This window comes from Alicyclobacillus sp. ALC3, from assembly GCF_028751195.1.
Lineage (GTDB): Bacteria > Bacillota > Bacilli > Alicyclobacillales > Alicyclobacillaceae > Alicyclobacillus_L.
This window is the reverse complement of the sequence record NZ_CP066784.1, coordinates 4,875,160-4,887,639: the sequence shown is the minus strand read 5'-3', so window position 1 is coordinate 4,887,639 and position 12,480 is coordinate 4,875,160. Positions and strand designations below refer to the sequence as shown.

The following is a 12,480-nucleotide window of genomic DNA, read 5'->3' as shown; positions in this document are numbered from 1 at the left end:
TCAGTCCGCCACCTTTCGGCCGATGTGTAGCGCCGCAATCCCGCCTGTGAGTGGGTAACTCTTGATGTCGACAAGCCCTGCTTGCGAAAACAAACTTTCTAGACCGAAACGGTCCGGGAAATTCGTCAACGATTCGGGCAACCAACCGTACTGTTCCTTCGCACCGGCTACGAGCCCTCCGATTGTCGGGAGGATGCGATAAAAATAGAAATAGTACAGGCTTCTAAACGGTGGCCACTCAGGTTTCGATAACTCTAGGGATACGACTTGTCCACCTGGTTTCACGACACGCGTCATTTCTCGAAGAACAGTCAGGATGTCCGGCACGTTGCGCAACGCGAAGCCAATCGTCGCGACGTCATAGGTGTTGTCAGCGAACGGCAGGGCCATGGCGTCTCCGTGGATGAAGTGCACCGTGTTCTGCAATGACGGTCGGTCAACGAGTTTGACTTCCGCAACATCAAGCATTTCTCGCGTGAAGTCAATGCCGTCAACATGCCCTGTCGACCCAACAGCCTCGGCTAAGGAAAATGTCCAGTCACCAGTTCCGGCAGCGACATCGAGCGCATCTTGCCCGGGCTGAATCTGAATGTGATTCATGGCAAAACGTCGCCAGCGTTTATGCTGTTGGAAAGACAACAGGGAGTTCATCAGGTCGTAGCGCTTCGCAATGCGTGAGAAGACTTGATTGACGTACGCCGCCTTGTTCTGTTGCGCGTTCATCCCCGATTGCCCTCCAGGTATGTATGGCTTTCAAATCGGTCGCGAAGAGGTACGAAGAACTCTTCGACAAACGAGGCGACAGGCTCGAGCACGAAGCTGACAGGTCCTGTGAATTGGACAATCGCAGCCGATAGCCATTCAAACACCTGTCTTGCGCTAAAATGCGGATGTTCGCCGCCACGATAAAAGTCCTCATTGGCCACATAGGCGCGCACGACAGGACGAAGGCGGTCTACTTCCCCCACGTTCTCGGGTAAGAAATGTCGCGCCAATGCGTAGAGAAGTTCCCCTTCCACGGTCTCTCGCAGATCCATGTAGTGTTCCGGCAGCATAGACAAACGAGATGTTTGCAACAAGGTTACCTTCGCCTCATTAATCTTACAAACGGCACTGCTGAGACGGGAAACGACGTCCAGCCGACCCACTCGTGCCAACAGCCAATAGTAGCGACTACTGTCGTAGTCACCCGCGAGAACAGTCAGTTGGCGTCGTCGTTCTGACACCAGGTTGACGTCTTCGTGGATCGACAAGCCTTGCGCCAACAGCAACAAGGCTTCGACTACAGCCTTGGCTTCCGCTAGTGGAACGCCTGCCGCTTCGAGGATGGCACGCGATACCCCAAAATGGAATCGGCTCGCTGCCTGTTGAATCTGATTCGCAGCGAGAAACGGGTGATGCATATATTGTTGTAGGCTTGCATTCACGTCGTCAAAGTGAAGTCGCTGCGCCTCGCTCATGCCGTCAGATTGCCTCCATGCCACTTGTTCCACCTCTACAGACCTGCGCGTACCGCCCCTGACCACGCTCATTATAGCACAGGCAGTCCGCCGCATCGGTGCCCTGAGTTTCCGTCTCGTTGGTTAATCTTCTACGGTGGGAATCGTGCCGTGTTTGGTGTATAGGATGGCCCGCCCCCGAATTTTCATCGCTGAGGTGTGTTCTGTGAACTGCGCGATCATGACCTCGCCGCGGTCCAGTTTCTCAGTGTGGTGCAACTTGGTCTCGCTGCCGCGTGTCATACCAATAACTTGTACGCCGTTCTCCAGTGCTCGAATGATGAAGTACTCTCCTAGCACGGTAGTAGTATCCGCCATCGCCCTTCCTCCCCGTCCTTCTCCATCCTCGAACTTTCTGCGTCCGGAGGCCAGCTTGAAGTGCCTTAATCACAGAGCCGCTCGAACGAAAAACCAGCGTGCAACACGCTGGTTTCGTGGTCGGAATGCCGGGATTTGAACCCGGGACCTCTACCTCCCCAAGGTAGCGCGCTACCAGGCTGCGCTACATCCCGCTATTCTTACGTGCATGTGCCATTATAAACGAATTCCACCGGCAGTGCAACGCGAAGACGGGAGTTGAGGAGAGCGCCCTATAAATTACCGAATGCCTTCTCTGAGGGTTTTTCCAGCTCGAAACGCTGGGATTTTACTGGCGGCAATTTCAATCGTTTCGCCAGTCTGAGGATTACGGCCTGACCTGGCCGCCCGTTCCCGGATTTCGAAGTTGCCAAAACCAACCAATTGAACCTTTTCACCATTTCCGAGTGCCTCCGAAATCACGTCAAACACCGCATCCACGGCTGCGGACGCCTCTTTTTTCGAGAGTTCTGCTCGCTCGGAAACAGCCTGTACGAGTTCTGTCTTGTTCACTGTCGCCACCTCTTTCGATTGCTTCACCCGCCAAGGGGAGCGTCTCTGTGAAACTGTGAGTTCTATTACCGTTGTCTCCAGAATGCGGACTTTTATACCTTCACCAAGAGATTTTTATCACCTCGGTAAATTTGCAACGGATTGCGTGACTGCAGGGTTTCTATAAACGGTACCGCCTGTCTAACGTAATCAAGGGCGGCCTCTCCCTGGAGGCCGCCAATCGGTCAGTCGTGCTGTGCAACTGTAATCTCCGAGTCTGTCACTCTAGCTGCGACGTGAATGTGAATGCTAGAGGATAATTGCGATGAGTCCACCGCTGCCCTCGTTGATGATCCGCTGTAGAGTCTCTTTCAATTTGAACTGTGCGTTCTCTGGCATCAGTGACAGTTTGCCGGAGATTCCTTCGCGAACAATCGCTGCCAGTGACTTGCCAAAGATGTCGCTCTCCCAAATCTTCAGCGGGTCCTTCTCAAAATCCTGCATCAGGTAACGCACAAGCTCTTCAGACTGCTTTTCGGTTCCTACGATGGGTGCAAACTCGGACTCCACATCCACGCGGATCATGTGAATCGAAGGTGCAGTGGCCTTCAAGCGAACACCAAAGCGTGAACCCTGGCGAATCAATTCCGGCTCGTCGAGGGTCATTTCTTCCAGGGCCGGCGGCGCAACCCCGTAACCCGTCAGTTTTACCATCCGCAGCGCCTCTGCCACCTTGTCGTATTCGCGCTTCGCGTGCACGAAATCTTTCATCATGCGCAAAAGTTGATCTCTGCCTGTAATTTGAACGCCAACAACTTCCGTGAGAACCTGGTCGTATAAGCTGTCAGGCGCACCTAGGTCAATGATGGCGATGCCTTTACCCATATCCATGTGCGACAGGCCGGCTTGTGAGATGAACTCATAGGTGGAGAAACTAGCGACTACACGGTCAATGTCGCGGATGCGACGGATGTCCTGAATGGTATCCCTGACACAAGTCTGGAACTCCTGGCGAAGCCAGTGCTCATCGTCCAGTACCATGACCCAATTTGGAAGGTTGACGTTGACTTCCTTGACAGGAAACTCGTACAGTGCTTCACGCAGCACGGCGTTTATTTCGTGCGTCGTCAGGGTTGTGCACGAGACTGCAAGGCACGGGACATCGTATTTTTCGGCCAAGGCGGTCCGTAAATCTTGCGCCCGTGGATGTTCAGGGTTGGTGGAGTTGATGACGATCACGAACGGCTTTCCGAGTTCCTTTAACTCCTCGACCACGCGTTCTTCAGCGTCCACGTATCCTTCACGCGGAATTTCGGCAATGCTGCCGTCCGTCGTAACGACAATACCAAGTGTGGAGTGGTCGGCAATAACCTTCCGAGTTCCGATTTCTGCTGCTTCCTGGAATGGAATTGGGTCGTCAAACCACGGTGTGGTCACCATTCGCGGACCGCTCTCGTCCTCATATCCCCTTGCCCCGCGAACTGCATATCCGACGCAGTCTACCACCCGGACGTTTACGTCTAGTCCTTCCGCGACTTCAATCTCGACCGCCTGGTTCGGGATAAACTTTGGCTCAGTCGTCATGATTGTGCGACCCGCAGCACTTTGAGGAAGTTCATCCGTTGCCCGGACGCGGTCTGCTTCGTCCTTGATGTTCGGAAGCACAATGAGCTCCATAAATTTCTTGATAAAAGTAGATTTTCCGGTTCGCACAGGCCCTACAACACCGAGGTAAATGTCGCCTCCCGTGCGTTCCGCGATGTCTTTGAATACGTCGAACTTTTCCACGGTTTTCCCTCCCTCAAAATGACCGACGCAGATGGACTTCGCCTGCAGTGTCTCCCCGACCAGCCGGCAACCACCATAGACTCGACGGCCAGATGACTGTCCAACTGAAAACGACAGTACATGTATATGCGTGGTAGTCCGGGGTATGCAAAGGAGGAACAGCCGTCTGTGACACTCTTCAAGTATATGTCCGAGCAAACACACTAGAACGAAAAAGACCCTCCCATCCCGGGGAGGGTCTTTAAGGAGTCAACTCCATGTTGTCTGTTAAGCTTCTGTTTCCGCTCGGTACCCATTGGCATCAAGCAAAGCTTCGAGTTCACTCGGATTTGACATTTCAACGACCACCATCCAGCCGTCATCGTACGGGCTACTGTTCACATGTTCAGGGTTGTCTTCCAGTGCACCATTCACTTTTACAACCTTACCGGTGACAGGAGCAAACAGGTCAGAGACCGTCTTCACGGACTCAACCGTACCGAAGGTTTCATTTGCATGTAACTCTGCGCCCTCTCCCGGTAGTTCAACAAACACAATGTCACCAAGCTCGTCCTGCGCGAAGTCTGTGATGCCAATAACAGCCTGGTTACCCTCTACCCTGACCCATTCATGTTCTTTGGAGTACTTTAGCCCTTCTGGTGTTGCGCTCATCAAATCCGATCTCCTTTCAGCTGCGACTGACTGTAGTGTAGCAAAGTTTCTAATCGATTTCCCACTTCGGTGCAATATCTGCACTCGCGACTTCTTCGATTTCGTGGCTTCTCGCTCTCCCCATGAGCTGTTCTACTGCTTTTACGGGGTCTTGACCTTCGAACAGCACGCTTGCCAGCGCATTCGTGATAGGCATCTCAACACCGTAGTCTTTCGACAGAGTTACCGTCGTTTGGGTGGTCGGGACGCCTTCCACCACCATCCCTACGGCGTCTAAGGCCTCCGGCAGAGAATAACCTTGCCCGAGTAGTCGACCGGCTCGGAAGTTTCTGCTGTGTCTGCTGGAACAGGTGACAAACACGTCACCGATGCCAGCTAGACCTGCAAATGTGAGGAGAGAAGCGCCCATCCGGACGCCAAGCCGGGCAATCTCGGTCAGACCTCGCGTGATGAGCGCAGCTTTGGCGTTATCGCCAAAACCAAGTCCATCGGCCAGCCCCACGGATAGCGCAATGATGTTCTTTAAAGCGCCTCCCAGTTCTGCACCAATCACGTCTGGGTTCGTGTACACCCGCATGTACTGATTCATCAGTGCGTCTTGCGCGGACTCTGCAGTTGCTCTGCCGTACCCTGCAACCACCAAAGTCGTTGGCATTCGCGCAACAACTTCTTCCGCGTGGCTCGGCCCTGCAATGACAAACAAACGCTGTTTCGCATCCAACACAGCGTCAAGAAGAACCTGACTCACCGTCCGCTTGCTCGCGGCGTCAAAGCCTTTTACGGCATGTCCAATGAGGGCGTGCCGCGGCAGAAATGGCGCGACGGTCGTGACCATTGAACTGACGGCGGCGGAAGGAACGCACAGCACGCACAGTTCTGCGTCTTTACTGGCCACGTCGAGGTCCACTGTAGCCTTAAGATGACCAGGTAATTGGGCATCCGGAAGATAGCGGTGATTTGTTTGGCGCTCATTAATCTCGTCGCACACGGTGTCGCTTCGCGCCCACAAAACAGTGTCATGCCCGTTCGCGGCGAACACACTGGCAAGGGCAGTACCCCAACTGCCCGCTCCGTAAATGGCTACTTTCATCGGACATCCCTCCGCTTATCGGCAACGCTTATGTAGTTTTACAACTCATGGTGGCGACTAAAGACGCGGTGTTCCTGACCGCGAACGAGTCTCACGATGTTTTGACGGTGCCGGTAGACAGACAGAGCAGCAATGAGGACAGCGAACAGGATCAACGTGACAGGCCTTCCGAACGCGATACAGAACACTGGAGTAAGGATTACAAACGACAGGGCACCGAGCGACACATAGCGGGTTACTGCGATCAACAGGATGGCAATTACCCCTGCTACAAGAGCCGGGATCGGGAGTAAAACCAAATACACGCCAATTGTCGTGGCGATTCCTTTGCCACCGCGAAAGCCAAAGAACACTGGCCAATTGTGGCCTACCACGACGGCGAGCCCCGCGACAAACCACACCAACGGCTGGTGGTGAACCATGGCCATAGCTAGGAGCGTCGCGAGTACACCTTTACAGGCATCGAGTGCGAGAACTACCAGTCCCCAGCGTACACCGAGGACGCGCAGGGTATTCGTTGCTCCGGCGTTTCCACTACCGACATCGCGGATGTCAATTTTTGCACGCCAGCGAGTAATGAGAGTACTCGTCGATATAGAGCCAAGTAAATATGCCAGGAGTATACTCAGAAGAATGTACATTTCAATCCTCCCCCAAGCTATGACCTGGGACGCACAAGCAATCGCACTGGTGTGCCTTCAAAGCCAAAAGCTGTGCGAAGCTGGTTCTCTATGTAGCGCTCATAAGAAAAGTGCATCAATTCCACATCGTTCACAAATACAGCCAAAGTCGGCGGTTTCACAGACACCTGTGTGGCATAGTAAAGTCGCAATTTTTTCCCCTTGTCGGACGGCGGTGGGACAGCTGTCACGGCATCTTGGATCACGGCGTTGAGTGTGGCTGTTGGAATACGCAAGGCGTGCATTTCAGCTACTTCTCTTGCGAGCGGAAGAATCTTGTGAACCCGCTGCTTCGTCAACGCCGAGACAAACTGCACGGGCGCCCAACGCATGAACGGAAACTGGGCGCGCAGTTGTTGTTCGAACTGATGCGTCGATTTATCGGTCTTCTCAACAGCATCCCACTTATTGACCAGAAACGCGACGGCGCGTCCGGCGTCAATCGCGTAGCCGGCGACGCGCTTGTCCTGTTCTGCGATCCCGGCGGCTCCGTCGATCACTACAAATGCAACATCAGCACGTTCAATCGCTCTCATTGCGCGCAGTACGCTGTAGCGCTCAATTTCTTCATACACCTTACCGCGCCGTCTGAGCCCAGCTGTGTCAATCAATATAAACTTTTGCCCATCCACCATAATTGGCGTGTCAATCGCATCGCGAGTTGTGCCCGCCTTGGGGCTGACTAGTACTCGAGATTCCCCAAGCAGGGCATTGACCAGCGAAGATTTACCGACATTGGGGCGACCGATGAGGGCGATACGAATGGCGTCCTCGTCCTCTTCGTCTGTCGTCTCCGGCTCAAAGTTTGCCGTCACGGCGTCCAACAAATCACCTGTCCCCGTGCCGTGCTCGGCGGAGAGGACAATCGCTTCTGCAAACCCAAGCTCGTAAAATTCGTAGGCTAAAGCATGGTGATTTGGGTGGTCAAGTTTATTCACAGCTAGGATGACCGCTTTGTGGGATTTACGTAAAAGGTCCGCCACGTGCCGGTCTGTGTCAGTCAACCCCTGTCGTCCATCGGTCAGAAAGACGATGACATCAGCTTCATCAATAGCTAGTTCAACTTGCACGCGAATTAAATTCACCATCTCATCTGATTCATCGAGTTCGATACCGCCTGTGTCAATCAGGTGAAACGCACGACCGTTCCAATCAGAACGCGCGTAAATGCGGTCCCGAGTTACGCCAGGACGGTCCTCGACGATCGACACCCGATCACCAATCAGGCGATTAAACAGCGTTGACTTCCCTACGTTGGCTCGTCCAACGATCGCGACGACTGGAATTCCCATAGCGCTTAGCCAATCCCCCGTTCTACGTTCCGCATCGGTCGCAGGGTGGCTTCATACCGTCGCCTTGGCGGCAGAGCGTGTGTGTAACCCAGCACCCCGTACAGTAACCCTGTGGCCGTTGCAGGTACAACGATGACGGGACAATCGAGCGCCTCTGCGACCTCGGCGACAGTTCGATCGTCAAGGAATACGTCTTCGTCGTCCTTGAGCATAATGTCTGGCAGAAGTACTGTCGTACCCGGTACAAGCTGTGGCTTCACTTGTTCGATAATATCCGTCCCCGTCAACAAGCCGGCAACAGTGACGTTGTGCCCGTAAAACTCATTGACGACTGGAATTACACTTGTTTCTAATCCACGTACATTGTGAAGGCGACTGAGCGAGTGTTTGATCGTCGTTTGCGCAGACACTCCGGTCACAACTGCCACACGCCGCGCTGTTCCGCTGATCTGACGGGGTACTTGAGGCCAAACCTCTTCGAGTTCGTCCAAGAAAATGCGGATGACACCGACGCCGTTCTCCGTTTGTCCGAACTCGTCGTAGTGAGTTCCTGGCGGTACTTCGCTGTCCGACAGCACATAAAACTCGTCTGCAGCATGGACAAAGGACGCATGCAAACTGGGCCGCAGACGTGTTTGCCACGCACTTACTTGGTCAATGACCCGCTTGGCCTCTTCCGGCGTACAGGACCGCATCTTATGCAGACCTCGCCGATGCTTGGTCAGTCCGACCGGCACCACAGAGAGGGTTCGAACGGCCGGGAAGTACTGTGACAAGTCCGCAATCGTGCGGTCAAGCTCATCTCCGTCGTTCCACTCGGGACACAAAACAACTTGCGTGTTCATCTCAATTCCGTGCTCCGCCAAGAACGCAATTTGTCTAAGAATTTCGCCGGAACGTTTATTCCCGAGCATCCGAACGCGAAGTTCTGGGTTCGTGGTATGAACTGACACGTTGAGAGGAGACATCTTTAGACGGGCCATGCGTTCAAGTTCGTCATCTTTGACGTTGGTCAGAGTCACGAAATTACCATGCAGAAATGAAAGGCGATAATCGTCATCACGGACGTTCAACGTCTGCCGCATATTTGTCGGGATTTGATCGACAAAACAAAACACACACTTGTTGTGACATAGCTTGATTCGGTCAACTGTTGGGTGTTCGAATTCGACACCTAACCCTTCATCGTAACCCTTTTCTACGTCAAGCAGCCAGACCTCACCATTGCCCTTGCGTACTTCGATTTCGAGTTCTTCAGTCGCGAGAGCGAACTGAAGGTCAACAATATCTTTCACGGCTTCGCCGTTCATCGTCAAGACTTCATCGCCTGGGTCCAAGTCTAGTTCTTCCGCCAAGGAACCAGGTTGGACACGCGCAATACGAGGCATAGCAAGTCACACTCCTGTTCCCTGGTTATCGTCACTCATTCCTTCATTATGCTCTATAACCTGATTTTCAGTCAAACACAATCCAGTTACTGGATTGTTCAGCAATAAAAAAGACAGGCCGCGAACTGCGGGCCTGCCGTTTTATGCGTATACCCGATTATCACCTTTTAAACAGGTCGCCAAACAGGTCGCCGAGCGTGGCACCTGTGCCTCCACTGTTATCTTGTTTGTCGAGGAAGCGCTGTACGTCGTTTCTGCGCCCGCCGCCATGGCTGCCACCATGACCGCCGCCACTTTCGCTGCCACCGGTTGCCTCTTTGATCGAGAGAGAAATTCGTCTCCTCTCTGGTTCAACGCTGAGAACTTTGACCTGAACACTCTGCCCTTCTTCGAGCACGTCAGCTGGCGTTGCGACGTGTTGATGGGCAATCTGCGAGACATGCACGAGACCTTCAAGCCCAGGCTTCACTTCAACAAAGGCACCAAAGTCCGTGAGCCGACGAACAGTTCCCGTGAGGATTTGACCCGGGCGTAAGTCGTCGACTGCCGTTTCCCAAGGACTCGCGGAAGCCTCCTTGATTGACAGTGAAATCTTGTGGGCTGCTGGGTCGACCTTCAACACCTTGACGCGAACGTGATCGCCTTCCTTTAACACGTCGGAAGGATGATCGACATGGTGCCATGCAATTTCCGAGATGTGAACCAATCCATCAACGCCACCAATGTCGATGAACGCTCCGAAGTTCGTCAGTCGCTGTACAGTGCCTTCCAAGAGCACTCCGGGCGTAATGGAGCGAATGACATCCACTTCGTTGTCCTTGCGCTGGTCCTCAAGGACGGCCTTACGCGACAGAATCAGTTTGTTGTTCTCGGGGTCAATTTCCACTACCCGAACCCTCACCGTTTGACCTTTAAACGTCTGCAGGTCCTCTACAAACTGCCAATCAACCAATGAGGCCGGGATGAAACCACGTACACCTACATCAGCCACTAACCCACCCTTGACAACGTCCTGAATCACAACATCGAAGGGTTCTTGGCTGTCGAATAGTGCTTGCAGACGGTCCCATGCACCCGCTGCATCTGCTTCGCGCTTTGACAGCACAACAATGCCTGCCTCCTCGTCTGTTTTCAGTACCACTGCACGGACCGACTGACCAACTTCGGCGACCTGGTTCGGGTGTTCAATGTGGAGAACCGATAATTCTCGAATCGGGATGATACCGTTAAATTTATACCCGATATCGACGGTGACCTTCTTGTCGTCCACCTCAGTGACGGTTCCCGTTACCACATCCCCCTCTTGGACCGTGGATGTAGCCATTGCTTCCTGAAATTCCTCTGACATCGTGCATTCCTCCTGACTTCTTTATTATGACGGGCGGGCGTTGTGATTTCAAACGCATCGAGCCACGCGTGCCGAAAAACTTCACTATAGTGCTGGGCATATATGTTAGTTTATGTACTGTCTTAGGCGAATCAGGCCAAGTGCGCTGAGTATCGTACTGACAGCAAACAGAATCACTGCAACCACGGTGGAAATGACGCCAGACTGGTACAGCACACCGCTGACCATCCATCCGCTGATCATTAGTATGGTGTATTGTTGAAATTTCAATCTGATGCGGGTTGATGACATGCTGCGCGGTCCCTCAGTCGACTGCTCGGATCGGTTACCCGCTTTTTGTCCAAGTACAAGTCCGTAAACAGACGCTCCAGCAATCAAAAATACGTACAGAACAGCATCTTCGGCTGCAAGTTGCCATGTCATCATGGCGCGTGTCCCTCGTCCAACAGGCGGCGAATACCTGTCATCAGTTCATCAAGCAATGCTTCGTTACTTCTATCGGGATCGGGCGGAATTGGCTCGCCAAACCGGACGGTTAACCGACCTCGTAAACGGTACGGTCCTATGACAGCTACAGGTACGACAGGACAACCCGCGCGTCGCGCGATCATGGCCACTCCAGGCAGACCTGCACCGAGTTCTCCCGTCTTGGAGCGGTGTCCTTCGGGAAAAACAGTGAGGCACTGTCCATCCTCGGTGACAGCCAAAGCGTGTTTAATGGCGCCGCGATCGCCGACTCCGCGGCGAATTGGAAAAGCCCCCAAATAGCGGAGAAAGTTACCGATCGTGCGATTGCGAAACAATTCTTCCTTTGCCATAAAGTGAACGAATCTTGGCGTGCTTGCACCCACAATAATCGGGTCGAAGTTGTGGATGTGATTGGATGCAAGAACGACAGGACCGGTCTTTGGCACGTAAGCCTGACCAATGACACTCCACCGGTAGACAATGTGTAACAAAGAGACGCCCACGACCCGAAGCAATCGGTAGAACGGTTGATGAAACGCATCACGGATTTCAGTCACGGCCTAGCACCCGCAAAATTTCGTCACACACTTCAGCCACCGTCTTCCCAGTCGAGTCGATTTCAATTGCATCGCGAGCTTTCACAAGTGGGGCGACTGACCGATTCGAGTCCCTTCGATCCCGAGCCGCAATTGTCTCGCGTAATTGCGCTAACGACCCGCGGAACCCCTTTGCTTCTAATTCTGCGTGTCTCCGTCTAGCGCGTTCAGCTAAGTCAGCCGTGAGAAAAAATTTGTAGTCTGCATCTGGCATTACGACTGTGCCGATGTCGCGGCCGTCCATGACAACTGATTCGCAATGACTGAGTTGCCGTTGCCTTTCTGTGAGGATTTCACGAACTCTTGGGTGTGCGGACAACTCTGAGACACGCTCCGAAACTTCCACAGAGCGTAGCAGATGCGTAATCACAACACCATCTGCGGAGACTTCAAAACTGCCACTCTGCCCTCTGGCAAAGGTCAGCTTGTGAGCGCTCAACAATTGAAGTAGACCCTCTTCGTCTGCAACTTGCACCCTGTACTCTACGGACAGCCATGCAACGCCTCGGTACATGGCGCCAGTGTCGACGTACAAAATCCCCAGCCGCCGAGCGACTTCTTTCGCCACGGTGCTCTTCCCGGCACCAGCCGGTCCGTCGATCGCGATCCGTAGGTACCCCATCTGACGTCGTTCCCCCATAGTGTAGTGTCTGTGCTGATCTATGGACAATGAAAAAGCAGGCTGCCAAAGCCCGCTCCTAAGCGTCGTGTAGTCATCCGCTCAAATGTCTGCAGACAAGTCTCTGCGTGTCCTGGTTTGGGAAGGGCTTGACGCACAAACCGACAAGTAAATACTAGCACAGGGTCTTCAAAAGTCGCAACAACAATCAT

The 12,480-nt window shown here is 53.4% G+C and carries 14 protein-coding genes and 1 tRNA gene; all 15 read right to left on the bottom strand.

What is annotated here, in order from left to right:
- The 15 genes from JC200_RS23260 to cmk all read right to left on the bottom strand — a co-directional run bounded on the left by JC200_RS23260 (position 1) and on the right by cmk (position 12,271).
- Positions 1 to 723: a demethylmenaquinone methyltransferase gene (locus JC200_RS23260; RefSeq protein WP_274434104.1), complete on the bottom strand. Its 723-nt coding sequence runs from the start codon at positions 721 to 723 to the stop codon at positions 1 to 3.
- Complete coding sequence (locus tag JC200_RS23255; protein ID WP_274434103.1) at positions 720 to 1,484, bottom strand: heptaprenyl diphosphate synthase component 1; 765 nt, start codon at positions 1,482 to 1,484, stop codon at positions 720 to 722. Before JC200_RS23255 ends, JC200_RS23260 begins: the two co-directional genes overlap by 4 nt.
- A gap of 99 nt (positions 1,485 to 1,583) precedes the next feature.
- A complete protein-coding gene (mtrB, locus tag JC200_RS23250) occupies positions 1,584 to 1,817 on the bottom strand; it encodes a trp RNA-binding attenuation protein MtrB (protein WP_274434102.1) in 234 nt (77 codons plus the stop codon).
- Between the two features lie 117 nt (positions 1,818 to 1,934).
- Positions 1,935 to 2,011, bottom strand: a tRNA-Pro gene (locus JC200_RS23245).
- A gap of 85 nt (positions 2,012 to 2,096) precedes the next feature.
- Positions 2,097 to 2,378: an HU family DNA-binding protein gene (locus tag JC200_RS23240; protein ID WP_274436645.1), complete on the bottom strand. Its 282-nt coding sequence runs from the start codon at positions 2,376 to 2,378 to the stop codon at positions 2,097 to 2,099.
- A 279-nt stretch (positions 2,379 to 2,657) separates the two neighbouring features.
- Positions 2,658 to 4,136, bottom strand: a complete 1,479-nt coding sequence (spoIVA, locus tag JC200_RS23235) for a stage IV sporulation protein A (protein ID WP_274434101.1) — start codon at positions 4,134 to 4,136, stop codon at positions 2,658 to 2,660.
- 267 nt (positions 4,137 to 4,403) lie between these two features.
- Complete coding sequence (gene gcvH / locus JC200_RS23230; RefSeq protein ID WP_274434100.1) at positions 4,404 to 4,787, bottom strand: glycine cleavage system protein GcvH; 384 nt, start codon at positions 4,785 to 4,787, stop codon at positions 4,404 to 4,406.
- A 49-nt stretch (positions 4,788 to 4,836) separates the two neighbouring features.
- Positions 4,837 to 5,877, bottom strand: coding sequence for an NAD(P)H-dependent glycerol-3-phosphate dehydrogenase (locus tag JC200_RS23225; RefSeq protein WP_274434099.1), 1,041 nt, complete (start codon positions 5,875 to 5,877; stop codon positions 4,837 to 4,839).
- Positions 5,878 to 5,915: 38 nt separating this feature from the next.
- Positions 5,916 to 6,518 carry a glycerol-3-phosphate 1-O-acyltransferase PlsY gene (gene plsY / locus JC200_RS23220; protein WP_274434098.1) on the bottom strand — a complete coding sequence of 201 codons (603 nt, stop codon included), beginning with the start codon at positions 6,516 to 6,518 and terminating at the stop codon, positions 5,916 to 5,918.
- 17 nt (positions 6,519 to 6,535) lie between these two features.
- Positions 6,536 to 7,849, bottom strand: coding sequence for a ribosome biogenesis GTPase Der (gene der, locus JC200_RS23215; protein WP_274434097.1), 1,314 nt, complete (start codon positions 7,847 to 7,849; stop codon positions 6,536 to 6,538).
- A 5-nt stretch (positions 7,850 to 7,854) separates the two neighbouring features.
- Positions 7,855 to 9,237, bottom strand: coding sequence for a DUF512 domain-containing protein (locus JC200_RS23210; protein WP_274434096.1), 1,383 nt, complete (start codon positions 9,235 to 9,237; stop codon positions 7,855 to 7,857).
- A gap of 160 nt (positions 9,238 to 9,397) precedes the next feature.
- Positions 9,398 to 10,585 (bottom strand): 30S ribosomal protein S1, encoded by a 1,188-nt coding sequence (gene rpsA / locus JC200_RS23205; protein ID WP_274434095.1) that lies wholly within the window; start codon positions 10,583 to 10,585, stop codon positions 9,398 to 9,400.
- A 105-nt stretch (positions 10,586 to 10,690) separates the two neighbouring features.
- Complete coding sequence (locus tag JC200_RS23200; protein ID WP_274434094.1) at positions 10,691 to 11,011, bottom strand: hypothetical protein; 321 nt, start codon at positions 11,009 to 11,011, stop codon at positions 10,691 to 10,693.
- Entirely contained in the window at positions 11,008 to 11,610 is a 603-nt protein-coding gene (locus JC200_RS23195; protein ID WP_274434093.1) for a lysophospholipid acyltransferase family protein, read from the bottom strand. Before JC200_RS23195 ends, JC200_RS23200 begins: the two co-directional genes overlap by 4 nt.
- The gene (cmk, locus tag JC200_RS23190; protein WP_274434092.1) at positions 11,603 to 12,271 is read right to left on the bottom strand and encodes a (d)CMP kinase; all 669 of its coding nucleotides are present in this window, start codon (positions 12,269 to 12,271) and stop codon (positions 11,603 to 11,605) included. Before cmk ends, JC200_RS23195 begins: the two co-directional genes overlap by 8 nt.
- Positions 12,272 to 12,480: the final 209 nt, after the last annotated feature.

Excerpts from the sequence above, each read along its gene's own strand:
- JC200_RS23200 (WP_274434094.1), bottom strand. The coding sequence starts at position 11,011 with ATGATGACATGGCAACTTGCAGCCGAAGATGCTGTTCTGTACGTATTT.
- JC200_RS23210 (WP_274434096.1), bottom strand. The coding sequence starts at position 9,237 with ATGCCTCGTATTGCGCGTGTCCAACCTGGTTCCTTGGCGGAAGAACTA.
- JC200_RS23225 (WP_274434099.1), bottom strand. The coding sequence starts at position 5,877 with ATGAAAGTAGCCATTTACGGAGCGGGCAGTTGGGGTACTGCCCTTGCC.
- JC200_RS23260 (WP_274434104.1), bottom strand. The coding sequence starts at position 723 with ATGAACGCGCAACAGAACAAGGCGGCGTACGTCAATCAAGTCTTCTCA.
- mtrB (WP_274434102.1), bottom strand. The coding sequence starts at position 1,817 with ATGGCGGATACTACTACCGTGCTAGGAGAGTACTTCATCATTCGAGCA.
- plsY (WP_274434098.1), bottom strand. The coding sequence starts at position 6,518 with ATGTACATTCTTCTGAGTATACTCCTGGCATATTTACTTGGCTCTATA.
- der (WP_274434097.1), bottom strand. The coding sequence starts at position 7,849 with ATGGGAATTCCAGTCGTCGCGATCGTTGGACGAGCCAACGTAGGGAAG.
- cmk (WP_274434092.1), bottom strand. The coding sequence starts at position 12,271 with ATGGGGTACCTACGGATCGCGATCGACGGACCGGCTGGTGCCGGGAAG.
- gcvH (WP_274434100.1), bottom strand. The coding sequence starts at position 4,787 with ATGAGCGCAACACCAGAAGGGCTAAAGTACTCCAAAGAACATGAATGG.
- rpsA (WP_274434095.1), bottom strand. The coding sequence starts at position 10,585 with ATGTCAGAGGAATTTCAGGAAGCAATGGCTACATCCACGGTCCAAGAG.